Origin of the sequence: Pseudaminobacter soli (ex Li et al. 2025) (assembly GCF_003012705.1) — a bacterium.
GTDB lineage: Bacteria > Pseudomonadota > Alphaproteobacteria > Rhizobiales > Rhizobiaceae > Pseudaminobacter > Pseudaminobacter soli.
The window spans coordinates 239,833-262,453 of record NZ_PXYL01000002.1; the positions used below are offsets into that span (position 1 = coordinate 239,833).

Annotated in this window: 21 protein-coding genes; 12 read left to right on the forward strand and 9 right to left on the reverse strand. The window is 61.7% G+C overall.

Annotated elements, in window-relative coordinates:
* Window position 1 precedes the first annotated feature (1 nt).
* From yjfF to C7I85_RS04745, 3 genes are all read left to right on the forward strand, one after another.
* Window positions 2-982, forward strand: a complete 981-nt coding sequence (gene yjfF / locus C7I85_RS04735) for a galactofuranose ABC transporter, permease protein YjfF (protein WP_106722788.1) — start codon at window positions 2-4, stop codon at window positions 980-982.
* On the forward strand, window positions 979-1,740 hold the full coding sequence (locus C7I85_RS04740) for a FadR/GntR family transcriptional regulator (protein WP_106722789.1): 762 nt from the start codon (window positions 979-981) through the stop codon (window positions 1,738-1,740). Before yjfF ends, C7I85_RS04740 begins: the two co-directional genes overlap by 4 nt.
* 184 nt (window positions 1,741-1,924) lie before the next feature.
* On the forward strand, window positions 1,925-2,290 hold the full coding sequence (locus C7I85_RS04745; RefSeq protein WP_146148837.1) for a hypothetical protein: 366 nt from the start codon (window positions 1,925-1,927) through the stop codon (window positions 2,288-2,290).
* Window positions 2,291-2,398: 108 nt separating this feature from the next.
* On the opposite strand, the gene C7I85_RS04750 is transcribed toward C7I85_RS04745, so the two are convergent.
* Window positions 2,399-3,088, reverse strand: a complete 690-nt coding sequence (locus C7I85_RS04750) for a TetR/AcrR family transcriptional regulator (protein WP_106722791.1) — start codon at window positions 3,086-3,088, stop codon at window positions 2,399-2,401.
* A gap of 129 nt (window positions 3,089-3,217) precedes the next feature.
* On the opposite strand from C7I85_RS04750, the gene C7I85_RS04755 reads away from it, so the two are divergent.
* Window positions 3,218-4,336, forward strand: coding sequence for an HlyD family secretion protein (locus C7I85_RS04755; protein WP_106722792.1), 1,119 nt, complete (start codon window positions 3,218-3,220; stop codon window positions 4,334-4,336).
* The gene (locus C7I85_RS04760) at window positions 4,333-5,919 is read left to right on the forward strand and encodes a DHA2 family efflux MFS transporter permease subunit (RefSeq protein WP_106722793.1); all 1,587 of its coding nucleotides are present in this window, start codon (window positions 4,333-4,335) and stop codon (window positions 5,917-5,919) included. Before C7I85_RS04755 ends, C7I85_RS04760 begins: the two co-directional genes overlap by 4 nt.
* Window positions 5,920-6,074: 155 nt before the next feature.
* Here the strand turns inward: C7I85_RS04760 and C7I85_RS04765 are convergent, their stop codons facing one another.
* The 4 genes from C7I85_RS04765 to C7I85_RS04775 all read right to left on the reverse strand — a co-directional run bounded on the left by C7I85_RS04765 (window position 6,075) and on the right by C7I85_RS04775 (window position 8,257).
* The gene (locus C7I85_RS04765; protein WP_106722794.1) at window positions 6,075-6,365 is read right to left on the reverse strand and encodes a DUF982 domain-containing protein; all 291 of its coding nucleotides are present in this window, start codon (window positions 6,363-6,365) and stop codon (window positions 6,075-6,077) included.
* 271 nt (window positions 6,366-6,636) lie between these two features.
* On the reverse strand, window positions 6,637-6,915 hold the full coding sequence (locus C7I85_RS04770) for a hypothetical protein (protein WP_245444809.1): 279 nt from the start codon (window positions 6,913-6,915) through the stop codon (window positions 6,637-6,639).
* Between the two features lie 178 nt (window positions 6,916-7,093).
* Window positions 7,094-7,234, reverse strand: coding sequence for a hypothetical protein (locus tag C7I85_RS30890; protein ID WP_181257086.1), 141 nt, complete (start codon window positions 7,232-7,234; stop codon window positions 7,094-7,096).
* A 144-nt stretch (window positions 7,235-7,378) separates the two neighbouring features.
* Entirely contained in the window at window positions 7,379-8,257 is an 879-nt protein-coding gene (locus C7I85_RS04775; protein ID WP_106722796.1) for an aldo/keto reductase family oxidoreductase, read from the reverse strand.
* Between the two features lie 116 nt (window positions 8,258-8,373).
* Here C7I85_RS04775 and C7I85_RS04780 point away from each other — a divergent pair, with 116 nt between their 5' ends.
* Window positions 8,374-9,315 carry a LysR substrate-binding domain-containing protein gene (locus C7I85_RS04780; protein ID WP_106722797.1) on the forward strand — a complete coding sequence of 314 codons (942 nt, stop codon included), beginning with the start codon at window positions 8,374-8,376 and terminating at the stop codon, window positions 9,313-9,315.
* On the opposite strand, the gene C7I85_RS04785 is transcribed toward C7I85_RS04780, so the two are convergent.
* The 4 genes from C7I85_RS04785 to C7I85_RS04800 all read right to left on the reverse strand — a co-directional run bounded on the left by C7I85_RS04785 (window position 9,300) and on the right by C7I85_RS04800 (window position 14,239).
* Window positions 9,300-9,998: an ABC transporter ATP-binding protein gene (locus C7I85_RS04785; protein WP_106722798.1), complete on the reverse strand. Its 699-nt coding sequence runs from the start codon at window positions 9,996-9,998 to the stop codon at window positions 9,300-9,302. The two genes, C7I85_RS04780 and C7I85_RS04785, sit on opposite strands and share 16 nt — an antisense overlap.
* A complete protein-coding gene (locus C7I85_RS04790; protein WP_106722799.1) occupies window positions 9,995-11,848 on the reverse strand; it encodes an ABC transporter permease subunit in 1,854 nt (617 codons plus the stop codon). Before C7I85_RS04790 ends, C7I85_RS04785 begins: the two co-directional genes overlap by 4 nt.
* Window positions 11,849-11,857: 9 nt before the next feature.
* Window positions 11,858-12,733 (reverse strand): branched-chain amino acid ABC transporter permease, encoded by an 876-nt coding sequence (locus tag C7I85_RS04795; protein ID WP_106722800.1) that lies wholly within the window; start codon window positions 12,731-12,733, stop codon window positions 11,858-11,860.
* 138 nt (window positions 12,734-12,871) lie between these two features.
* Complete coding sequence (locus tag C7I85_RS04800) at window positions 12,872-14,239, reverse strand: substrate-binding protein (RefSeq protein WP_428832821.1); 1,368 nt, start codon at window positions 14,237-14,239, stop codon at window positions 12,872-12,874.
* Between the two features lie 340 nt (window positions 14,240-14,579).
* Here C7I85_RS04800 and C7I85_RS04805 point away from each other — a divergent pair, with 340 nt between their 5' ends.
* The 6 genes from C7I85_RS04805 to C7I85_RS04830 all read left to right on the forward strand — a co-directional run bounded on the left by C7I85_RS04805 (window position 14,580) and on the right by C7I85_RS04830 (window position 22,578).
* Window positions 14,580-15,491 carry a LysR family transcriptional regulator gene (locus tag C7I85_RS04805; RefSeq protein ID WP_181257087.1) on the forward strand — a complete coding sequence of 304 codons (912 nt, stop codon included), beginning with the start codon at window positions 14,580-14,582 and terminating at the stop codon, window positions 15,489-15,491.
* A 268-nt stretch (window positions 15,492-15,759) separates the two neighbouring features.
* Entirely contained in the window at window positions 15,760-16,737 is a 978-nt protein-coding gene (locus C7I85_RS04810) for an ABC transporter permease (protein ID WP_106722802.1), read from the forward strand.
* Window positions 16,738-16,789: 52 nt separating this feature from the next.
* On the forward strand, window positions 16,790-17,809 hold the full coding sequence (locus tag C7I85_RS04815) for a sugar ABC transporter substrate-binding protein (protein ID WP_106722803.1): 1,020 nt from the start codon (window positions 16,790-16,792) through the stop codon (window positions 17,807-17,809).
* A gap of 73 nt (window positions 17,810-17,882) precedes the next feature.
* Window positions 17,883-20,006 (forward strand): ABC transporter permease, encoded by a 2,124-nt coding sequence (locus C7I85_RS04820; RefSeq protein ID WP_106722804.1) that lies wholly within the window; start codon window positions 17,883-17,885, stop codon window positions 20,004-20,006.
* Complete coding sequence (locus C7I85_RS04825) at window positions 20,003-21,070, forward strand: hypothetical protein (RefSeq protein ID WP_106722805.1); 1,068 nt, start codon at window positions 20,003-20,005, stop codon at window positions 21,068-21,070. The genes C7I85_RS04820 and C7I85_RS04825 overlap by 4 nt, the downstream gene beginning before the upstream one ends.
* Entirely contained in the window at window positions 21,070-22,578 is a 1,509-nt protein-coding gene (locus C7I85_RS04830) for a sugar ABC transporter ATP-binding protein (protein ID WP_106722806.1), read from the forward strand. Before C7I85_RS04825 ends, C7I85_RS04830 begins: the two co-directional genes overlap by 1 nt.
* The last annotated feature ends 43 nt before the right edge of the window (window positions 22,579-22,621 follow it).

Genomic DNA, 22,621 nt, shown 5'->3' on the forward strand with positions numbered 1-22,621 from the left:
GATGTCATCCCGACTCCTGCCATTTTATGCCACGCTGGCGATCTTTGTGCTGGCCTACGGGGTCTGCGTGTTCCAGTTCCCCAACATGCTGTCGACCCGCGTGGCCGGAAACCTGCTGACCGACAACGCCTTCCTCGGCATCGTGGCAGTCGGCATGACCTTCGTCATCCTCTCGGGCGGTATAGACCTGTCGGTCGGCGCGGTCATCGGCTTCACCACCGTCCTGATCGCCGTGCTTATCTCGTGGTACGGCATCCATCCGCTGGCGGCCTTTGCGATCGCACTTGCCATCTCCACCGCCTTCGGCGCGGCGATGGGCGTTGTCATTCACTATCTCGACGTCCCGGCCTTCATCGTGACGCTGGCCGGCATGTTCCTGGCGCGGGGCATGGCCTTTGTGATTACGACGGACTCGATCCCCATCAGGCATGAGTTCTACACGACACTTCAGGGCCTCTATCTTCGGCTGCCGGGAGGAGGACGTTTCACGCTCATCGGCGGGCTAATGGTGCTGGTGTTTGCCTTTGGCATCGCCCTTGCGCACTTCACCCGCTTCGGCTCCTACGTCTACGCGCTGGGAGGCAACAAGACCTCGGCAGAACTCATGGGCGTGCCGGTGGCGCGTACCACCATCGGCATCTATGCCCTGTCGGGTTTCCTGTCCGGCCTCGCGGGCGTCGTATTTTCGCTCTACACCTCCGCAGGCTATTCGCTCTCGGCCGTAGGGGTCGAACTCGACACGATCGCTGCGGTCGTCATCGGCGGCACGCTGTTGACAGGCGGCGTCGGACTTGTGGCGGGCACATTCATGGGCGTGATTATCCAGGGTCTTATCCAGACCTACATCGTCTTCGACGGCACCTTGTCGAGCTGGTGGACGAAGATCGTCGTGGGCCTGCTACTCTTTGCCTTCATCGCCCTTCAGCGGCTATTGGTGGTCCTGTCTGACCGCAAGCGGTTGCTGAGGAATACACCTACATGAAAAGCCCTCAACCTGGATTGAGCCGCAAGCAGCAGCCGAAAGGGTTCCACGGTCACGTGATAACCGAACTCGGCCGCAGCATCGTCAGCGGTGTCTATCCGGAAAATTCCCTGCTCCCGCGTGATGCAGAGCTTCAGGAGCATTTCGGTGTGTCGCGCACCGTGCTTCGAGAGGCGCTGAAGACACTCGCGGCCAAGGGCATGATCCAGCCGAAGGCAAAGATCGGCACCAGGGTTCTGGCCAGAGGAGGATGGAACCTCTTCGATCCGGACATCCTCCAATGGCACGCCGAGGCCGGAGCGATCGATGCCGGGTTCCTGTTCAGCCTCCAGGAAATGCGGTTGGCGCTCGAACCGGAGGCCGCCGCGCTCGCGGCGCTTCGCCGGACGGATGCACATGTTGCGGAACTGTTCCGCTGGGTCGGACGCATGGGCGACATGACCATCACAGGTACAGAGTTCGTCGAATACGATCTCCGTTTCCACATCAGCGTGGCCGAGGCCTCGCAAAACCCCTTCATGCGCGCGATCAGTGCGCTTATCGAAGTCGCGCTCGGCGCGACTTTCACAGTCAGTTCGCCGATCCCCAATACGGAAAAGCACAAGCTCAATGTAGAGCGGCACAGGGCAATAGCCGAGGCCATAAAGAACAAGGATCCGGTCGCAGCCAGAAACGCGATGCGTACGGTTATCCTGGAAGGCATTGGCCGAGTTTCCGAGGTCACGGGCAAGAACCCCCTTACGGATTTGGGCGCGTAGGCGAACCCTTTCGACGGGGTCTTGATTGTCGCTGCGGTCAAAATTAAGCAAAGCTATGAAGAACATGAGATTTATGATTGCAGCCGCATTGGCGCTATCCGCCTGCACTGAGGGGACTGCGCCTTCAACGGCCACGGCCACTGAGCCGATATCGGGAGCTTTACCTGTTTTTGTACGAAACAGCGTGCGCAGCGACCTTGAGCTTCAGGCTTTGGTCCAGGGCAGACTGGAGATCGACCGGAATGGATGCCTGCGCATTGGTGGGGAGGATGGGCCTTTTGTGATCTGGCATCACGACAGCCGCATCGAACGCACCAATGATGGACGCATCAAGATTACGGACGGCTACAGTGGCAACACCGCCTATGTCGGAGACGAGATAGCCATGGGCGGCGGTCAGGAGAACCGTGTCCCACCTGCGACCGGCGTCCGGCCCGAGACACCGACGAACGTCACGGAGCCAATCCCGGATGCTTGCGCTGCAGGGGAAATCTGGTGGGCCGGGCGGCTCCTGACTGAGAAGGAACGTCAGAGATTGTTGAATCGCTAGAAGATTCATCGACCTCGAACTCAGACGTAGATTCCGGCGGCTGGGGGCGGCGATGTCACGTTTCCGTCGCGTGCCGAAGTATCCACAGCCAGTCCTCGGCCTTCGAGCTTACTTGGGTCGGTGGGAGTTCAGGATGACCGTCGTCTGCTTCCTGAGAACCGTCTTGAGGGACTCGATCCGTGCAGGCGTGATCTCGTCCCATCCGATCAGTTCCCCGACGTGTCCTCGAGCAACATGGATGATGAACAACTGTCCGTTGACCATGGTGCAGACCATTCTGGCTTCCTCGTCTGTGAGGTTATGGCCGGAAATATGCGAGACGACCGCGGCGCAGCCTTCCTGAATCCGTCGTCCCACGGCCCTCTTTGCCTCCGACTTCCGCGGCGGCGACGACGCGGCCCGGAGCTGGGCGACGAACAGCGCCCTGCTGGCAGCGTCCGGCGCTCCCAGCAGGAAGTCGGCAAGGCTTTCAAGCACGTTGCAGTAGCCGTCGATCAGGCGGTCGGCCGTAGCATCGGCGGCAAGCAGTTCCTCCACCTTCTCGAGGGCCGGGGACACCGCCGCTGACGCCGAAGCCTGGATGTCTTCAAGGCAGGCGTCGTACAGCCCCTCCTTGTTTCCGAAGTAGTACTGGATCGATGGCGGGGGCACTCCCGCTGCGTTCGCGATCTCCCGTGTGGAGACGCCTGCGAACCCTTCCTCTCCGAAAAGCGCGATCGACGTCCGGATGATCTTGGCCTTCGTCTCCTCGCCGCGGGGATAGCCGTTCTGCGCCTGGTGTCGTCGCATGCTCGTCATCGATTTCTCCAATTCGCCCGATGGTACCATCATTCAGAAAATATTCCAGTTGTCATAATTCTGCCAAACGGCATACTTCTTCCAATTGGAATAATTTTTAACTCCCAAATCAAATCGAGTGAAACGCAAATGGACAGTCCAGTCTCCGCGCCCGTCGCAGGCTCGATGGAGCTCAAGCCAGTTCGCAAGCGTCGTACCGCCCGCTACGTCCTAGGTGCGATGGCATGTCTGGCGGTGATCGGTGGCGGCGCCTATGGGTTTGACTGGTATCGGACGGGACGCTTCGTCCAAAGCACTGACAACGCCTATCTCCGGGCCGACAAGGTCTCCATGGCGCCAGTCGTCGCCGGACAGATCGCCGAAGTCTACGTAAGCGACAATCAGAAGGTCGTGGCGGGTCAGCCCCTCGTGAAGATCGACCCGAGGCGATACGAGCTTTCGGTCCGCGAGGCGCAAGGCACGGTGAACGCCCGAAAGGCCGACCTCGCGAAGAGCGAGGCCGACACCAAGCAGCAGGACGCGCTGATCGCTCAGGCGGCCGCCGACCTGGACAATGCAGAGCACAATGCAGAACTCGCCAAGAGGGAGTTCGACCGGACCGCGCCCTTGGCGGCTCGCGGCGTCGAAAGCCAGCAGAAGGTCGACCAGACAAGAATCGCGCTCGATCAGGCCAAGTCCGTCATCCGATTGAAGAGTGCTGCGCTGGATGCGGCCCGCCAGCAGGTGTCCTCGCTCAAGGCGCAGATCGAGCAGGCGCACGCTCAACTCGCCACCGCCGAAGAAAGCCTCAGGCGCGCCGAGCTCGATCTCGAGGATACCGTGCTTCGAAGCCCCATCGAAGGTCGGGTCGGCGACCGCACGGTTCAGCTCGGCCAGTACGTGCAGCCGGGCACGCTGCTGCTCACGCTCGTGCCAACGGACAAGATTTATCTTGTGGCGAATTTCAAGGAGACGCAGATCGCCGGCATGCGGGAGGGGCAGCCGGCCACCATCCATATCGACGCCTTTCCGCAGTTCGACATGAAGGGAGTCGTCGACAGCTTCGCTCCGGGAACGGGCGCCCAGTTCGCGCTCCTGCCGCCGGAGAACGCTACCGGAAACTTCACCAAGATCGTCCAGCGCGTTCCTGTCCGCATCAAGCTGGACGCCGATCAGAAGGAGATTCCGCCATTGGTGCCCGGTCTCTCGATCGAGGTCGCGGTGAATACCAAGGCATCGGCTCGTGACGAGATGGCGGAGACGAAATGACCGGCAAAATGGGTTCCGTGGCAGCCGGTCCGTCCGAACAGGGATCGGCGAGCGCTGCCGACTGGGTGGCGGTCGTCGCGGGCGCGCTGGGCGCGCTCATGGCGACGCTCGACACTTCCATCACGAACACGGCGCTCCCGCAGATCCAGGGGGCGATCGGCGCGAGCGGAACCGAAGGAACATGGATCGGCACCGGATACCTCGTGGCGGAGGTCATCATGATTCCGCTAACCGCCTGGCTGACCCGGCTGTTCGGCCTGCGTACGTTGCTGCTGATCACGACCGCAGCCTTCGTTTTCTTCTCAATGGTGTGCGGACTTTCCAACGGCCTCGTTGAAATGATCGTCGGTCGTGCGGGCCAGGGCTTCTTCGGTGGCGCGCTGATCCCGACGGCGCAAGTGATCATCCGAACGCGCCTGCCGGCCCGCCAGATGCCCGTCGGAATGAGCATATTCGGCATCATCGTCCTGCTCGGCCCGGTCCTCGGCCCGGTGGTCGGTGGCTATCTCGCCGAGGAGGTAAGCTGGCGCTGGTGCTTTTTCCTCAACCTTCCGGTCGGCATCGGCCTCGCAGCTCTCCTGCTTCTGGGACTTCCACGTCAAAGCCCGAACCTGGGACTGCTCGCCAAGGCCGACTGGTGGGGGATCGTCGGGATGGCGGTCGCGTTCAGTTGCCTGACGGTGGTCTCCGAAGAGGGGCAGCGCGAGAAATGGTTCGAGTCCTCCATGATCGTATATCTGTGCCTCGCGTCACTGCTCGGCTTCATCGTTCTGTTCATAACCCAGAAGACGAGCGCCGATCCCGTCATCAAGCTTTCCCTTCTCAAGAACAGCACCTTCGCAAGTTGTACCCTGATTGCGCTCGTCGTCGGGGCGGCCACCTACGGCGCGACCTTCGTCGTGCCTCAGTTCCTGAGCGGCATCGCAGGCTACAACCCCCGACAGGCGGGCGGCATCATGGCATTGTCGGCCCTGCCTGTGCTCCTGCTGGTTCCGATACTTCCCCGCATCGTCGGCAGCTTCGACGCGCGCCTCATGGTCGCGCTCGGGCTCGCCTTCTTCGCGCTGAGTTGCTTCGTTGACGTCGGCCTCGGTCCTGACAGCGCCGGAGGCGACTTTACGATCTCGCAGCTTCTCCGTGGCGTCGGACAGATGCTCGCCGCCATGCCTCTCAACCAAGTATCGATGGCGGCCATCGGGCGCGAGAATGCCGCGGACGGAGCTGGTATATTCAGCATGGCCCGGAACCTCGGCGGGTCGATTGGACTTGCCATGAGCGGGATCCTCATAGACCAGCGGAGCGCCGTCCACTCCGACAGCATCCGGGAGACGCTGACTGCGAATTCGCCGGCAGGCCAGGCTCGTATCGCGGCTAGCGGAGTGACCCAGGGCATTGACGCTGCGACCGCCAAGCTCCGGGCGATATCGCAACTGTCGAGCCTCATCGAAAAGGATGCGCTGGTGATGACCTACAGTGATTGCTTCTGGCTGATGGGCGTCCTGATCCTCGCAATATCGCCGGTTGTGCTGCTGCTCCGCCGTCCCAAACAATCCAGTGCGGCAACCATCGCGGCAGCCCACTGACTTGCAGCAGAAAATCACCCGCTTGGATGACATCGCTGACGCAGATGAAGGATCCGTCGCTGAGCGTCACCGCAACAGGGAAGAACTCGCCGCGATCCATCGCAATGCCTCCACAGCGCGTCAACGCTATGCGGGGGAGGGCGGTTGCATGAGGCTCAGTTTTCCAACCACTCCCGGGCGGCGCGTTCAACGGAGGCAGTGAGGGCATCTGCCGCCAGAATCCCCCTCGCACGCGCAAAGGCCACAAACGCGATGCGCGCGGCTTCTACATCTTCGTCCTTGATCAACGCAGCGCGGCACCTGGTGAGCGCCATATTGTGCCATGGCCCACGGCTCCCGCTCCATTCATTGAGCACCTCATAGGCATCCAGAACAGTTTCGATCTCTCGGGGGAATCCAAGGCCGACAAAAATCGCGACAGGCTCAGTGAAACGCTTTGCGTTCATGGAGGTCTCCCTTCGTCGAGAATATGAGCTGATGTTGAAGGGTCGACGTTACCGCGAGCGGCGCTGATGGAGCGATCTAGCTCTCTGTTGCACCGCCTACCGAATATGGGGGATTGCCTTGAACGCTTATTAGCCGGACATCCGCTCGACGCTTCCCGCAGAGAAGGCCAGCCGGGGGCGATCGTGCTCAATGCGAGTGCCCTCGTTTGTCGCGCGCGCCGGACGCGGAAGATGTCGGCAGCGGAATTTGACCGCTGCCGACCTGGAGGGCCTACAGTTTGACGTCGGCCAGCAATGTCATGAGCTTTTGCCGATCCTCGACCGACTTCAGACGGATGGTCATCGCCTCACTTTTGACCGGAACCTGCGGCGGCAAGCTGACCTCTATGCCCGGCGCATGTTCGACCGCCCAATGCTTGAAGCGAGGCAACTTGTTTGGGCCGGCGATGGGAAACGTGAAGCTGTATCGAAAAGTCATCTCGGAACAATCCAAATGATGTGGTGTCCCAGACGCGGGCGCGCGCAAGCGCAGCGCTCGGTCCAAGGACACGCATTGATCTCCTATGGGGGTAGTCTCGCGATCCTGGCACCGCTCTTGCCATCGCAGGTAGCGGCACCAGGCAATCAGCCTATGAGAAGGCTGCCTTTGCAAATGATGAGGAGGGCAAAGGGAAGGGTATTCATGGCCGGTGTGTCGGCCAAACCGCGTTGATTGTCAAATCTCTCGCCTATTCCGCGATCAGAAAGAAATCCACTGTGGCGAAGGCCAATGCCAGGCCGCCGATAAAGACGGCCCAGGTGATGATAGAGGAGCGGATTTCGGCCCTCTTCTGCGCGTCCGTGCGGTTGTCCTTCTCAGGCTCAGTCACTTGGCAAACTCCTGTCAGTGGCTGGGTCAATGAGCGCATCTTACAGGCAGTCCTAAGGAGGGCCATGGTGCGGAAGGACGCAGGCAAAGCCGTTTTGGGAAAAGAGCGCGGCAGCCTTACGACCGCGCTCTCACGGATTCTGCCTCAGCCGGCCTTGGCGGCTGCGATGCCGTCGAGTTCGCTCATCGCGTCCGCCGGCAGTTCGATATCGACGGCTGCCAGATTTTCCCGCAGATGGACACGGGAGGAGGTGCCGGGGATCAACATGACATTCGGCGCGCGCTTGAGGAGCCAGGCAAGGGCCACTTGAAGCGGCGTTGCCTCAAGGCGCCTGGCGACGTTCGATAGTGTCGTCGATTGCAGCGGCGAGAAGCCGCCAAGCGGGAAGAAGGGCACATAGGCGGTACCTTCCCGCGCCAGCTGGTCGATCAGCGCGTCGTCGTCGCGATGGGCCAGGTTGTACTGGTTCTGGACGCAGACGATCTCCGTGATCTTGCGGCCGTCGGCGACCTGCCGGGCGGTCACATTCGAGAGGCCGATATGCTTGATAAGACCCTGGCGCTTGAGGTCGGCAAGAACCGTCAGCTGCTCCTCGAGCGAACCCTCCGCTGGTCCATGCTCGTCGAACATGGCGCGCAAGTTGACGACATCGATGGCGTCGAGGCCGAGGTTCCTCAGGTTGTCGTGCACCGCCTGCGTCAGCGCCTCCTTGGAGAAGGCCAGGTTCCAGGAGGCATCCGCGCCGCGCGTCGCGCCGACCTTGGTGACGATCACGAGACCGTCCTTATAGGGGTGCAGCGCTTCCTTGATGATCCGATTGGTGACATGCGGCCCGTAATAGTCGCTGGTGTCGATGTGATTGACGCCGCTCTCCACGGCCTCGCGCAGTACGGAGATCGCCTCAGCGCGATCCTTCGGCGGGCCGAAGACGCCCTTGCCTGCAAGCTGCATGGCGCCGTAGCCGAGCCGTTTGACCGTGAAGCTGCCGAGCTGGAACGTGCCGGATTTTTCAAGATTGGACATGGTCTGCCTCCAATTTCTGGATGACATGCAGATAAGCCCGAGTGTGCCGGCCGATAACGGCGTATAATCCGTACAGGCTGTCCGCAGTTTCGGACAATGGATGAAGGAGCGGCGGCATGAAGCAAGGCGAGCCGGAGATGGGGGATATCAGCGCCTTCCTGGCGGTTGCGCGAGCTGGCGGTTTTCGTGAGGCGGCGCGCACGACCGACAGCAGTTCGTCGGCCCTCAGCGATGCCGTCCGGCGTCTCGAAACGCGGCTCGGCGTTCGACTTCTGAACCGTACCACGCGCAGCGTCGTTCCGACTGAGGCGGGGCGCGGCCTCATGGAGCGCGTGGGCCCGGCCTTCAGCGAAATCAATGCGGCACTCGAGTATGCCAGGAGCCTGAGCGGCCGCCCGGCGGGAACATTGAAGCTCAACGTTCCGGTCAGCGCGTCGCGGCTGGTATTGCCGCAGATCGTGCCGCGGTTCCTGGCCGCCTATCCCGACATCCAGCTTGAAATCGTCACCGACGAGAGTTTCGTCGATATCATCGCTGCCGGTTGCGATGCGGGGATCCGCTATGACGAACGGCTGGAGCAGGACATGATCGCCGTGCCTATCGGTCCGCGCGTTCAACGTTTCGCCAGCGCTGCATCCGCCTCCTATCTCGCTGCACGGGGCCGCCCGGAGCATCCGCGGGATCTGCTTGCGCATGCCTGCATCCGCACCCGCTTCGCCGGCCGGTCGCTCGCGCCCTGGGAGTTCGAACGCGATGGCGAGGTGGTGCGGGTCGACCCGCCGGCATCCCTCGTCGTGCAGGCCGGCGGCGGCTCGGATCTCGGCGTCATGGCGGCAATCGACGGCGCGGGCATCGTGTCGTTCTTCGAGGACTGGCTGCGGCCGCACTTCGAAAGCGGCGCCCTGGTTCCCGTGCTGAAGCCCTGGTGGCAAAGCTTTTCCGGCCCGTTTCTCTACTACCCCGGACGCCGGTTGGTGCCGGCGCCGCTGCGCGCCTTCATCGATTTCGTGAAGGCCATGCCTTTACAGGGCGCCGGATCGGGCTACACGCCGAGATAGCGCTGCAAGAGGCCCGGTTGCTCCCTGATCTCTGCTGCCGGGCCTTCATGCGCGATATGGCCATTGTTGATGATGTAGACGCGCTCGGCTAGCGCGAGTGTCGCTGCCAAATTCTGTTCGACAAGGACGATGGTCTGGCCAGCCTGCGCCAGTTCGCGGCATGCGCGAACCAGATCGTGTACGATGACCGGTGCCAGCCCCTCGAACGGCTCGTCGAGCAGGATGATCTTCGGATCACGCACCAGCGCCCGCGCGATCGCCAGCATTTGCTGTTCGCCGCCGGAAAGATCGGTGCCGCGGCTGGTGCGCCGCTGCTTCAGCCGCGGAAACATGTCGTAGATGCGTTCCAGCGGCCATTTATTGTCGGCGGTCAGCCCGGCGAGGATGATGTTCTCCTCAACATTCAGGCTGCCGAAGATGCGGCGGTCCTCGTGCACGAGTTGCATGCCGGCGCGGGCGATGCTGTGGGCTCTCCTGCCCGCTATCTCCACGCCGTCGAACCTGATGCTGCCGCTGCTCGGTGTGACGACGCCCATCAGGCTCTTGAGGGTCGTGCTCTTGCCGGCGCCGTTGCGACCCAGAAGCGCCACCACCTCGTGTTTCTCGACACGCAACGAGACGTCGAACAGGATGTGGCTGTCGCCGTAGTAGCTGTTGAGGCCATGGACTTCGAGCAGGCTCATGCCATCACTCCATGCACGCCGCCGAGATAGGCTTCCTGTACCCTGGGATTGTTCCTGATCTCGTCAGGCGTGCCTTCGACCAGCACGCGGCCTTCCTGCAGCACGGTGATTTTCTCGACCAGCTCGAATAGTGAATCCATGTCGTGGTCGATGATGATCACCGTGCGGCCGCGCGCAATCGACTTGAGCAGCGCCACCGTTTCGATGCGCTCGGGCGGGCTCATGCCGGCGAGCGGCTCATCGAGCAGCAGCAAGGTTGGCGAAGTCGCCAGGGCAAGCCCGATTTCGAGCCGGCGCTTCTCGCCATAGGCGAGTTCCGATACCGGCGTGTCGGGCCGCCCCGTCAGATTGACCAGCGCCAGCGTGTGCTCGACCTGTTCGGCGAGGTCTGGAATGTTGCGGATGTTGCGGAACAGGTCGAGCCTGAACCTGCCGCGGATCTCGCCCAGCGCCGCAATCGTCAGGTTCTGCCGGACGGTCAGCCGCTCGAAAAGCTGGTTGATCTGGTAGCTCTTGGTCAGCCCGAGCTGACAGACATCGGTGACGCGCATCCCCGTGATGTCTTGCCCCTCGAACACGATCTTGCCCGACGTTGGTGGAACCTCGCAGGTCAGCATCTTGAAGAAGGTGGTTTTGCCGGCGCCGTTCGGCCCGATGATGCCGCGCATCTCGCCGTGATCGACGGTGAAATCGATATCGCTGTTGGCCACCACGCCGCCATAGTGTTTGGTAAGGCCCTTGGCCTGCAGGATGGCCCCCGACACGTGGTCGGTCGGCCGCTTGCGCGCGGGCATCGGCGCCGCGGCAGCAGAAGCTCCCGCGATCGATATGGCCGTCGGCGCCACGCTGCTCGCCTCGATCGGCTTCGCGGGCTTTCCTCGATGGGTCGTCAGTCTGTAAAGATCGACGGCCGAGCCGACGATGCCGCGCCTGAGGAAACAGACGAGCAGTACGAACACTGTGCCGAGCACCAGCTTCCAGGTCGCGCCGAGATGCAGTGTGTTCTGGAAGAAATCGCTGAGATAGAGCCACACGGCCGCGCCCACCAGCGGGCCGAACAACGTCCCGGCGCCGCCGATCGCGGTTTGCATGATGAGCTGGCCGGACGTGTCGAACATGAAGGCGTCCGGCGGCATGAAACCCTGCATGACGCCAAGCAGCCCGCCGGCGAAGCCGGCATAGATCGCAGCGACGACGAAAGCGGTGAGCTTGTAGCCGTGGATGTTGTGGCCGAGGGCCGCGGCGCGCAGCGGGTTATCGCGGATCGCACTCAGGATCGCTCCTACCGGCGACCGCACGATGCGCAGCGCGATCACCAGCCCGACGAGATACCAGAACGCCAGAAAGGCATACATGGACCAATCGGTGCTGAAGTTGAGCATCGTGAAGCCAAGATTAAAGCTTGGCGTCGGCACGCCGGGCAGGCCATTCTCCCCTCCGGTGTAGTCGGACAACGGATTGAACTCGACGAAGAAGAAGACTTCCGCGATCGCCACCGTGATCATGGCAAAGTAGATGCCCGTGCGCCGCAGGGCGATCAGCCCGACCAGATAGCCGACGACGCCCGCGACCAGCGCGCCGACGACAATCGCAGTCATGACATAGGAAAAGCCCGCCTCGGTCAGTAGATAAGCGGCGAACATGCCGCCCGTGCCATAGAAAGCTGACTGTCCGAAAGACAGCAGCCCCGTATAGCCAAACAGGATATCGAAGCCCAATCCGAACAGGCCCCATATGAGGATGCGATTTATGGTCGTCGGCGAAAAGCCGAGATGTGGAAGGACGAAGGGCACGGCAACCAGCGCGGCGGCCGTCAGCGCCTCGACAAGAAGGGGGCGTCGCGTGCTCATCGCCCACGCTCACTCGCGACCCGCGGTGCCAAGCAGCCCGTAGGGCCGGAATACCAGCACGAGCGTCATCGCCACAAAGAGCATCACATAGGAATAGCCGGGGTTGAACATCGAGGTGATGCTGATGATCTCGCCGGCGATGAGACCTCCGAGCACCGCGCCCGGGAAGGAACCGACGCCGCCGATGACGACGACTACGAAGGTCTGCACCAGGATCGACTCGCCGACGTCCGGCGCGATCGAGACAACCGGCGCATTGACGATGCCGGCAAATCCGGCCGCCATGGCACCGATGCCGAACACCAGCATGAAGACCCGATAGACATTGATGCCGAGCGAATCGACCATCACGGCATCCTCGATGCCGGCGCGCACGATCATCCCGATGCGCGACCGGTAGAGCACAAAATAGAGTACCAGCAGCGCCGCCGTGGTGATGCCGAGGAGAGCCAGCCGATAGGTCGGGTACATCATGAAGCCGAGCGAGGTTATGCCCATCAGCGAAGCGGGCGGGGGCACCGTCTGTGACAGGCTGCCGAAAAAGAACCGCACCGCCTCGACGAACACGATGCCGAGCCCGAAGGTGACGAGAAGCTGGTCCTCGTGCGGGCGCGTGTAGAAATGGCGGATGATGAGCCGTTCCATCAGCACACCGGCCAGCATCACGAACAGCGAGCCGGCGATTACCGCCACGACGAAGGATCCGGAATAGGTGTAGGCGACCCAGCCGGCGTAACCACCCAGCATGAACATGGCGCCGTGGGCGAGGTTGAGCACGCCAAGCGTGCCGTAGATGATTGTGAGGCCGGAGGAAATCAGCGCCAGAAGCGCGCCGAGCACCAGCCCGTTGAAGCACTGCGATATGAAGTTAGCCCAATTGACCACGCTACCGCCTGCCTTGAGATTGAGAAACGGTCGAGCCCGTTGCCTGCATGCCCACCATCATGGCCGGTGGTGTATTCCCCTCCGGTGACCCGGGCGCCTCCCGCGCACCGGTCGCGCGCGGAAGGCATCTGCGGTCGATCAGGTGTAATCGCCCAACTGGCAGCCGAAGGCGTCCGGCTTCTGCATCAGTTGTTCGCCTGGAACCACCTCGAGCACCTCCCAGAAGTCCTCTTCGTTCTTCATGTCCTTCGGGTCCTTGCCACGGACGATGACGACAGGGCGCACGAGCTGGTGATCTTCGGGGCGGAAGTGGACGTCGCCTACCATCGACGGGAAGGTCTCGCCCTTCTCATACTGCTTGATGACGTCCGGCGGGTAGAAGCTGCCGGCCTCGGAAACCATGCGCGCCCATATGGCAAACTGCATGTAGCTGTTCTCGGCGCCCCATTCGGGGCGGTAGTTGTACTTTTTCTGGAACGCTTCGACGAACATCTTGGCAAGCGGATACTGGTCTTCCATCGTCCACCAGAAGTCAGTGGCGGCGAAGACCCCGGCTGTAAGTTCCGGCCCAACTTCCTTGGCGAGGAACGGGATCTGGTAGGGGATCACCATCTTCATCTGCGGCGTCAGACCGAACTGCTTGGCCTGCTGCACCGAAAGCACCGCGTCGCGGCCCCAGTTGACGTTGATAATGAACTCGGCGCCGGAATTGGCGATGTTGGTCAGATACTGGCTGAAGTCCTCCGTCCCGAGCGGCGATACCTGGTTGGTCACCATGGTCCATTCGCCGTGCGAACTCAGGTAGTCGTTAACCGACTTGGTGACGGTGTGGCCATAGGTGTAGTCCGGCGTCATGAACGCCGCCTTCTTGCCCTTGCCGAAATTTTTCAACAGCACCGGGCCGATCGCATTGGCCGCGGTCTCACCGTAGAAGCATTGGCGGAAGGAATAGCGTGCGCAGTCCTTGCCTGTCGTGTCGTTGGAGCCGGAGATCCCCACCAGGTAGAGGATCTTTTCGCGCTGGGCGAACTTGTTCAGCGCCACCGCGACCGCCGAAGAGGTCGATCCCGTCATGGCGATGACCTTGTCATCGTTGATGAAGGTCTGCTGCGCCTGCACGGCATTGTTCGGCTTGGCGCCTGAGTCGGCAACGACCAGCTTGACCTGCTTGCCCAACACGCCCTCGCTCACCTTGGGCGCGATCCGCCTGATCAGGTCGTGCCCCTCATTGATGTGCTCGACGGCAAGTTCCATGCCCTTGATCTCGTCTTCACCCTGGACGGCATAGGCACCGGTGCGCGGAACCGAGGCGCCGATGAAGACCGTGTCGCCCTGCGAGCCGGCGGGCCAAGTGCCGAGTGGCGGCTTGTCGGCAGCATAGGCCTTGACGACCTGACCGATGAAGCCGGGCATCAGGGTTGCACCAGCAAAGCCCACCCCTAGCTGCAGCACGTAACGTCGCGAAAAACCGGGTGCGCTTGCGTTCGTGAGTTTGAACTCCGGCATGCTCTCCTCCCTGGTCTGTTCTGCTCCTGAGACGGATTGCGGCAGCTGTGCCGCGGAATTTCCTCCCCCGCTATCGGTGATGTGCCCTTTGGGTCGCCTTCATGGGCGAGCCTGATCGATTTTCGAAATAGTAGGCCGACAGAAAAAACGAACGTCAATGCAACTTTCGTTGTCTCGAGCCCGCGCCGCGTCTCGTGTCTCAGAAGACGGGTTAGTTCTTTCGTCGGTGTCTGCAACAGCGAAAGCGCGCCTCTGGCATGCCATCGATGCAAGCGGCTATACTCGCGACGCTCACCGCCCGCATAATTCAAATTGCGGGATTTGCGCAGGAGGCTGGCTTTTGGATATCCGCAACTTCAACGGCTTTGTGGCCGCAGCCGAGTTGATGAACTTTACGCTCGCGGCGCAGCGGTTGAACATCACCCAATCGGCACTGTCGCGACAGATCAAAGGCCTGGAAGACTATTTGGGCGTGGAACTGTTTGAGAAGAGCGGCCGGAATGTGCGCTTGACGGCCCATGGTGACGCTCTTCTGGACAAGATAAACGATGTGGTCGTGGCGGACAAAAGCCTGCGGGTCCTGGCCGACAATCTGGGAAGCGGCCAGGGCGGCGTGCTCAAGCTGGGGGCCTGTTCGCAGCTCATTGAGCGTTACCTGCCCACATTCCTGAAAAGATGGACGAGCGAAAACCCTGGCGTCAGCATCCGCATAGAAGACGGAGGCGGCCCCGAACTCGCCGGAAAGTTGCGTGCCGGCTCGGTGCATTTGACGGTCAGCGCCCGCCCCATGTCGCCCATAGATCCCTTCGAAACGGTGTCGCTGGGACGGCTGGGCTTCCTCGCGGTGGCGACCGAGGAGTTTCTTTCAAACGAAACGTCTCCCATAGACATGACCGACCTGTTGCGTCTGCCGATCCTGACGCTCAATCAGCGTCACGCCTCGCGCGAAGTGTTCGACGCCGCGTGCAAACTGGCGGGAGCCGCGCCGTCCATAGTGCTCGAAAGCTACTCCCCGCATACGCTCTTCGCCATGGCCGAAGGCGGGATCGGCGTGGCGGTCGTGCCGTCTTCAGCGATGAAATTCGGCCCGCCCCTTGTCGGCCGATCTATCGCGCTGAAGGGGCAGACGGTTCATTTCGATATCTGCGCCATGTGGAGTTACGCTGCCCCTCTACCCGATTATGGCATGCGCTTCGTAGAGGCGTTGAAAGCCCATATCGTTGCCGAGAACTTGCAAGACGCATTGTGGTGACCCGAGGCAACCCGGTTTCGGGCGAGGATTTGCGCAATGGGGTGCTGAGGTGGCGACCAACTTTCTGGTGGCGACGGCGACGCCGTTTCCCATTCATTCCACCGCTAAGCGCATTCAGAGGGCCTCCCTTCTCGCGACGGACATCTATTCCAAAATCGCACTGATTATTGGCAAAACTATTCATTGGACGAATTGATTTTGCTGCTGTTACCTTCGACTTTCGAGCTGCAAGCACGAGAATACGTGCAAGGTCGAAGGGGGCGAGAACGTGCAGAAGTCCGGCTGGGGTTTTCTAAATCAGGAACGGATCATCTTGGCGCTCGCCGGAGCGCTGTTCGTCGCGGCCGCCATTGGCCTTCCAGGGTTCCTGGGGACGGACAATTTGATCGCCATCGTGCGCTCTGTCTCCGTTCTGGGCATCCTTGCATTGGGCATGGCTATCGTCATCATCGGGCGCGGTATCGATCTGTCGACGGTCGCCATCATGGCCATGTCGGTCGCCTGGTACTTGCAGCTGCTTGGCGAGGGGTCTCCGGATGCCGCCGCGCTTGCCCTCGTCCTGGCGGGCGTCGTGGGCATCGGCCTCCTCAACGGGTTTTTGGTCGCCTATGCGGACGTGCCCGCGATTTTCGTGACGCTGGCGAGCGGTTCGTTCGTGTTCGGCTATGTCCGCTCGCAACTGATCACGCAGGACGCCGTACCCGTTCCGGCGGATCACTGGCTCGAGCTATTCGGGGACCTGCGTTATTTCGACATTCCCGTCGAAGTTTTCATCTTCGCGGGTTTGAGCCTGGGAATATTCGCTTTCCTGCGTTTCACCAAATGGGGCCGTTACGTCTATTACGCCGGTGACAATCCGGTTGCGGCGCGCAATTCGGGAATTCCGGTGCGTCCGATGCTGGTCCTGCGCTATGTATTGTCGGCGCTCATCGCATTCGTCGCCGGGCTTCTGACGGCGGCCAGCCTCCATTCCATCAACACGCGCGTCGTCAACTCGACGCTTCTTTACGACATCGTTCTGGTGGCGGTCATCGGTGGCATCGGCCTGTCTGGTGGCAAGGGAGGCGTGCGCAACGTCCTGGTGGGCGCGGCGCTGATCGGCATCCTGCTCAACGCGATGACCATTCTGGACATCCCGCTTCTTTATCAAAACCTCATCAAATCGACCATTTTGCTGGCGGCGATCATCATCGACGGCATCATCAACCCACGCGACGAACAGACGGCCCAACAGGGCGATATCTAGCCAAATTCAAAAACCGGCCTGCAAAGCGCCGCTCGAGAGGAGAAGGGAAAGCATGAATTTCTTCAGGAAAATGCTGGCCGCGACGGCCATTCTATCCACCGCGCTGGTGGCGCAGGTTGCGCATGCCGCCGAGGATCCGGGGCCGGCGGCCTACGAACAGGCCCTAAAGGGCAAGCGCGTTCTGCTCGTTCCGATGACGATGGGTTTCGATCTGGCGCAGGGCTGGGCCTACTATCTCAAGCGCGAGGTTGAAGGCTTCGGCGGTGTTTTCGAGACGCGGGATCCGAACTGGAGCGCCGAAGCTGGAGCGCAGGCGATCACCGAAGCGATTGCCTCCGACACCAAGCCGGACGTGCTGGTCGTGCAGTCGCCGGACCTCAATTCCTACGCCAAGCTGTTCAAGAAGGCTCACGCGGCGGGCATCTACGTGATCGCCATCGACAACCCGGTGAACTATGCGGTCGACGCCTTCATCGGTTCGGACTGGGATCGTCTCGGGCAACTTGAAGCCGAAGCGGTGATCAAGGGCTGCGGCCCGAACTCGTCGAAGAAGATTGCGCTCATTCAGGGCGATCAGGTCAACGCGTCGAGCCTCTATCAGTACGCCGGCGTCATGAAGGTTCTGGAGAAGAATCCGGATTTCCAGGTCGTCGCCAAGCCCGACTCCAACTGGGACGCTACGACGGCGCGTAACGCCGCCACGACGATCCTTCAGCAGCATCCGGACATTTGCGGCATCGTCGATTTCTGGGATGGCGATGCCACCGGCACGGCCGCGGCCATCCGCGACGCCAAGCTTCAGGACAAGGTCTTCCTCGTCACGACCGGTGGCGGCGAAAAGACCGCCGATTGCGACCGTCTCGAAGACGGAACCTATGGCGCGGTGGTCATGACCGACCTATCCAGGCAGTCGGGAGACATCAGCGCGATCATCAAATTCCTGCTGCAGAGCGGCCAGCCGGCCGGCACGTCGCACACCTATATCTACACGCTCGAAAAGGCGACGACGAAGGCGGACCTTACGCCGGCAAGCTGCTGGGATGTGAAGGCCCTCCAGGCGCAAGCCCAGTAAGCCTCGCTCCGCAATCATGGGCGAGTGACCGCGCTTTGCGGTCACTCGCCACGTTCTGTATTCGGAAATCCCCATGTCGCTTCGAGAACGTATCCAGGCCTGGCGCTACAACTACATGCCCGATCACCTGATCGGCGAGATATTGACGAAACGCTGGACGGACAACGCCATTCCTTTCGCTGTCCTCGTCGCGACCATCGCGATTTTCGGTTCGGCCGTGTCGGGCTTTTTCAAGGTCGCGTCCTTGCAGGAATCGACCCGCCAGCTGGGCGAGTTCTCCCTGGTGGTCACCGGATTGACGGTCGTGATGCTGGGTGGCGGCATCGATCTGTCGGTCGGCTCGATTTTCGCGCTTTCCGCCTTCTCGGCCGTGGCGGTCTTCTTCATCTTCGAACAGCCTGTCTGGCTGGCGCTGCTGGCGGCCATCGCCACAGGTTTGCTCTATGGCGCGATCAACGGCTATCTGGTTGGCTTCCTGCGACTGCGCGCTTTCATCACCACTCTGGTTACGTTCATCATCGGGCGGGCTATCTACGACATTCTCGTCGTGAGCTTCGCCGCTCAGGTGCAGACGTCGCTCGCATCCTCCGACGTCTGGGATTTCATCGGAGACGAAACGGTTTTCGGCCTTTCCATTTCCGTTTTGACGGCGATCTTGCTCGCGATCGTCACGCATGTCGCCCTGACACGGTCCCGTCCTGGCTGGCACGTTCTGGCGGTGGGCGGTTCGCGGCGCTCCGCGCACAACGCCGGCATACGCGTGCGCCGGACGGTCTTTTTCACCTATGTTTTCTCGGGACTTTGTTCGTCGATCGCGGGCTTCCTGATCGCCTGTCGCCTCAGCGGCGTCGGCCCCGGCACGGGCCTGAACCTCGAAATTCTGGCACTCACTGCAGCGGTGGTCGGCGGCAACAGTCTTGGCGGTGGCCGCGGCTCGGTGGTCAAGGGTGTGATGGGGGCGATCATCGTTCTCGTCATGACCAACGGACTGATCCGGCTCGGCTACGGTACGGGCACGACGCAGCTCGTTCTGGGCGTCATGCTCGCCGTTGCGGTCACCATCGACATTCGCTGGCTGAAGAACCGGCACAAGGTTCTCAACGAAATCTATGTCGCGCCAGTCTATCTCAAAATGGGCGAGACGCAGTCCGCTGCGCCGGGATCCGGCACGCCCTACGAGCTCGACGACCGCCTGTCCGAAGCCGACTATATCGGCCTCGGTGAGCTGGAAGGGCCTGAGGACGTCATTCTCGATCGCGACGACAATCTCTATTGCGGAACGCGCCACGGTGAGATCGTCCGCTTCTTCGCGCCCGACTACAAGCGTTCGGAGGTTTTCGCGCATGTCGGCGGTTTCCCGCTCGGGCTCGCCTTCGACCCCGACGGCAATCTGATTTCCTGCGTGGGTGCCATGGGGCTCTATTCCATTTCGCCTGAGCGTGAGGTCAAGAAACTCTCCGCCGAAACCGCGCGCTCATGGACATCGGTGGTGGACGACGCGCGCCTTCGCGACCCGAACGACTGCGACATCGCGCCGGACGGGCGTATCTATTTCACGGACTCCACCAAGCGTTACGACGCTCACGACTGGGCGCTGGATTCCATCGAGAACCGCCCGACCGGACGGCTGCTGGTCTACGATCCGAAGGACGGCTCGACCAAGACGCTGCTCGACGGCTATCGCTACACTAATGGCGTTTGCATGGCGCATGACGGCAAGTCGCTGTTCTTCGCCGAAAGCTGGGCGTGCCGGGTGCATCGCTACTGGCTGGAGGGGCCGAAGGCAGGAACCGCCGAGTGCGTCATCAAAGACATGCCGGGCTATCCCGACAACATCAATCGTGCCTCCGACGGCACCTACTGGATGGCGTGGCTCGGCATGCGCACGCCGAGCTTCGACCTTTCGCTACGCCATCCCGACATGCGCAAGCGCATGACGCGCCGACTGCCGCAGGACGAATGGCTGTTCCCAAACATCAATACGGGCGGCGTGGTGAAGTTCGACGAAAACGGCAGGATCGTCGACACGCTGGGCGATCTTTCCGGCGTGTCGCATCCCATGGTGACCTCGATGCGCGAGCACAAGGGGTATCTCTTCGTGGGCGGCATCCTCAACAACCGCATCGGCCGTTACAGGATCGCAGGCGCGGACCCGGACTGGACCGGCCCCGTTTCCTATTGGGGGGAAAAGCGATGATCTTCGATCCGATCCTCGATCACTTCCGCGGTAAGGCCGTCACCATACCGCCGCTCGACGGTGCGTTCCGCCCAAACACCCTTCTGGACGACGCGGGCGTCTTCTCCGATCTGGGCGAAGCGGACAATCTGGCCGTCTCCGGCGGAAGGCTTTTCGCCAGCAGTGGGAACGCCGTCTACAGTTTCGCGGTGGGGTGCGAGCCGGAGATAGCCGCGCGCTTCCCCGCGCCCGTAACGGCTCTGGCGGTCGGTCCCGGTGGGGACCTGGCGGTGGCGCTCGAGACCGGAAAGCTCCTCATCGATGGTGTGGAGCAAGCCTTGCCGAGCATCGTTGGCTGCATAAGCGCGCTCGCCTTTGCAGCCGATGGAACCCTGTGGCTCGCCAACGGCTCTGCCGATCATTCCATAGCGAACTGGTCCGCCGACCTGATGCGCCGCGGCGCATCAGGCTCCATCTGGAAACGCTTCCCCGGTTCTGCGCAGTTTTCGCAGGCCGCGTCCGGTCTGGCTTTCCCCTATGGATTGCTGCCGGTCAATGGCGGCGTCATCTTCAGCGAAAGCTGGAAACATCGTCTGGTCCGTCTCGACAGCGCGACCGGGACACAGCGGACAGTCGCCGACAAGCTTCCGGGTTATCCTGCACGGCTGTCGCCCGCCACCGGCGGCGGCGCATGGCTGGCGTTCTTCGCGCCGCGCAATCGATTGATCGAACTAGTCCTGCAGGAAACCCATTACCGCATGGATATGATCAGCCTGGTGCCGCGCGAATTCTGGATCGCACCCGCACTTTCGTCGGGGCGCAGTTTTCTCGAGCCCCTGCAATGCGGTGGCATCAAGACCATGGGCGTGCACAAGCCTTGGTCGCCGAGCCGCTCCTACGGTCTGGTGGTGCGACTGGGCGAAAAGCTCCAGCCCCTCTTCAGCTATCACAGCCGGGCGAACGGCCATCGGCACGGCACCTGCAGTGCCGTCGAGCTGGACGGCCGGCTGCTGGTCGCCAGCAAGGGCGGCGATTGCATCGTCGACGCAGGGCCCACCGACATCGCGCAGCAGAAGGTGCATTGATGGTTCAAGCTGGCGACGTCATTGTGGAGATGAAGGGCGTCACGAAGGAATATCGTGGCGTGCCGGCGGTCAGAAACGTGGATTTCCGTCTTGGGCGCGGAGAAATCCACTCCCTGCTCGGCGAGAACGGGGCGGGCAAATCGACGCTGACGAAAATGATCGCCGGCGTGGTCGAGCCCACCGCCGGAACCATCGCCTACAAGGGAAAGAGCGTGCGCTTCTCATCGCCGAACGAGGCGCTGGAAGCTGGCATCGCGATGGTATTTCAGGAAACCAGCCTCGTGCCGTCCATGACGGTCGCGCAGAACCTCTATCTCGGCTCGGAGAAATTCCTCAACCGGCTGCGCGGAACCTATATTTCCGCGCAGCAGTTCTTGCAGTCGTTGAACTTTTCCGTCGATCCGACAGCGATGGTGGAGACGCTGGGCGCTGCGAAGAAGCAGATGGTCGAGATCGCACGCGCCGTGCATCACAATGCCGAAGTCATCATCTTCGACGAGCCCACGGCGACGCTCACGCCCGAGGAAAAGCGCCATTTCTTCGCACTCGTCCGGCGCCTGAAGGCGAGGGGCGTCTCCATCGTGTTCATCAGTCACGCGCTTGAGGAAGCGCTGATGATTTCGGACAAGATCACGATCCTGCGCGACGGCGAGCTGGTGGCGAGCGGTCCCGTAACGGATTTCGACCGCGAAAAAATCGTCGCGGCGATGGTGGGGCGCTCGCTCTCAGCGGAGCTTTACCGTGAGCGCGATCCGTCGCGCCTGCGCAAGGCGGGTAGGAAGATCCTGTCGGTGCAGGACATTTCCATGGGAAGTATGGTCCGCAACAACTCCTTCTCCATCTTCGAGGGGCAGATAACCGGCGTGTTCGGGTTGATCGGCTCGGGCCGCACCGAGACGTTCAAGGTGGTCTCGGGCATCTATAAGCGGGACTTCCTGCGTGGCGGGACGATCGAGCTCGACGACAAGGCGGTGCGCTATTACGTGCCGCGCGAGGCGGTGAAATCCGGCATCGTCTACATCACCGAAGACCGGAAAAGCGAAGGCTTCTTCGAAACCATGTCGATCGCTGAAAACCTGTTTTCCGGGCTTTTGGCCGCGGACAGGGAAAAATCCAGCATCATCAGCATGAAGGAAATGCAGGATCTTTCTGCAGACTGGATCAAGCGGCTGAACATCCGCGCCATCAACAACAACGCCCGCGTCGTGGAGCTTTCGGGCGGCAACCAGCAGAAGGTAGTCATCGGCAAGGGCCTGCTGCAGGAGCCCCGTATCGTCATTTTCGACGAGCCGACGCGCGGCGTCGATGTCGGCGCCATTGCGGAAATCCATCAACTCATCAACCAGCTGGCGGATGCGGGGCTAGCCGTAGTGGTCATCTCTTCCTACCTGCCGGAGATCATGAATCTCTCCGACCGGATCCTGGTGAGCCGGCAGGGGCGTATCGTCGAGGAGTTCTCGCCCGTCGAGGCGACGGAAGAAAAAATCATGTATGCGGCGGTGCACTGAAAGCTGAAAAGCGTGCGCGGCTGCAAGAATAGGAAAGGGTAGC

Excerpts from the sequence above, each read along its gene's own strand:
- yjfF (WP_106722788.1), top strand. The coding sequence starts at position 2 with ATGTCATCCCGACTCCTGCCATTTTATGCCACGCTGGCGATCTTTGTG.
- C7I85_RS04750 (WP_106722791.1), bottom strand. The coding sequence starts at position 3,088 with ATGACGAGCATGCGACGACACCAGGCGCAGAACGGCTATCCCCGCGGC.
- C7I85_RS04760 (WP_106722793.1), top strand. The coding sequence starts at position 4,333 with ATGACCGGCAAAATGGGTTCCGTGGCAGCCGGTCCGTCCGAACAGGGA.
- C7I85_RS04830 (WP_106722806.1), top strand. The coding sequence starts at position 21,070 with ATGGTTCAAGCTGGCGACGTCATTGTGGAGATGAAGGGCGTCACGAAG.
- C7I85_RS04825 (WP_106722805.1), top strand. The coding sequence starts at position 20,003 with ATGATCTTCGATCCGATCCTCGATCACTTCCGCGGTAAGGCCGTCACC.
- C7I85_RS04740 (WP_106722789.1), top strand. The coding sequence starts at position 979 with ATGAAAAGCCCTCAACCTGGATTGAGCCGCAAGCAGCAGCCGAAAGGG.
- C7I85_RS04820 (WP_106722804.1), top strand. The coding sequence starts at position 17,883 with ATGTCGCTTCGAGAACGTATCCAGGCCTGGCGCTACAACTACATGCCC.
- C7I85_RS04800 (WP_428832821.1), bottom strand. The coding sequence starts at position 14,239 with ATGCCGGAGTTCAAACTCACGAACGCAAGCGCACCCGGTTTTTCGCGA.
- C7I85_RS04775 (WP_106722796.1), bottom strand. The coding sequence starts at position 8,257 with ATGTCCAATCTTGAAAAATCCGGCACGTTCCAGCTCGGCAGCTTCACG.
- C7I85_RS04785 (WP_106722798.1), bottom strand. The coding sequence starts at position 9,998 with ATGAGCCTGCTCGAAGTCCATGGCCTCAACAGCTACTACGGCGACAGC.
- C7I85_RS04780 (WP_106722797.1), top strand. The coding sequence starts at position 8,374 with ATGAAGCAAGGCGAGCCGGAGATGGGGGATATCAGCGCCTTCCTGGCG.
- C7I85_RS04755 (WP_106722792.1), top strand. The coding sequence starts at position 3,218 with ATGGACAGTCCAGTCTCCGCGCCCGTCGCAGGCTCGATGGAGCTCAAG.
- C7I85_RS04790 (WP_106722799.1), bottom strand. The coding sequence starts at position 11,848 with ATGAGCACGCGACGCCCCCTTCTTGTCGAGGCGCTGACGGCCGCCGCG.
- C7I85_RS04765 (WP_106722794.1), bottom strand. The coding sequence starts at position 6,365 with ATGAACGCAAAGCGTTTCACTGAGCCTGTCGCGATTTTTGTCGGCCTT.
- C7I85_RS04815 (WP_106722803.1), top strand. The coding sequence starts at position 16,790 with ATGAATTTCTTCAGGAAAATGCTGGCCGCGACGGCCATTCTATCCACC.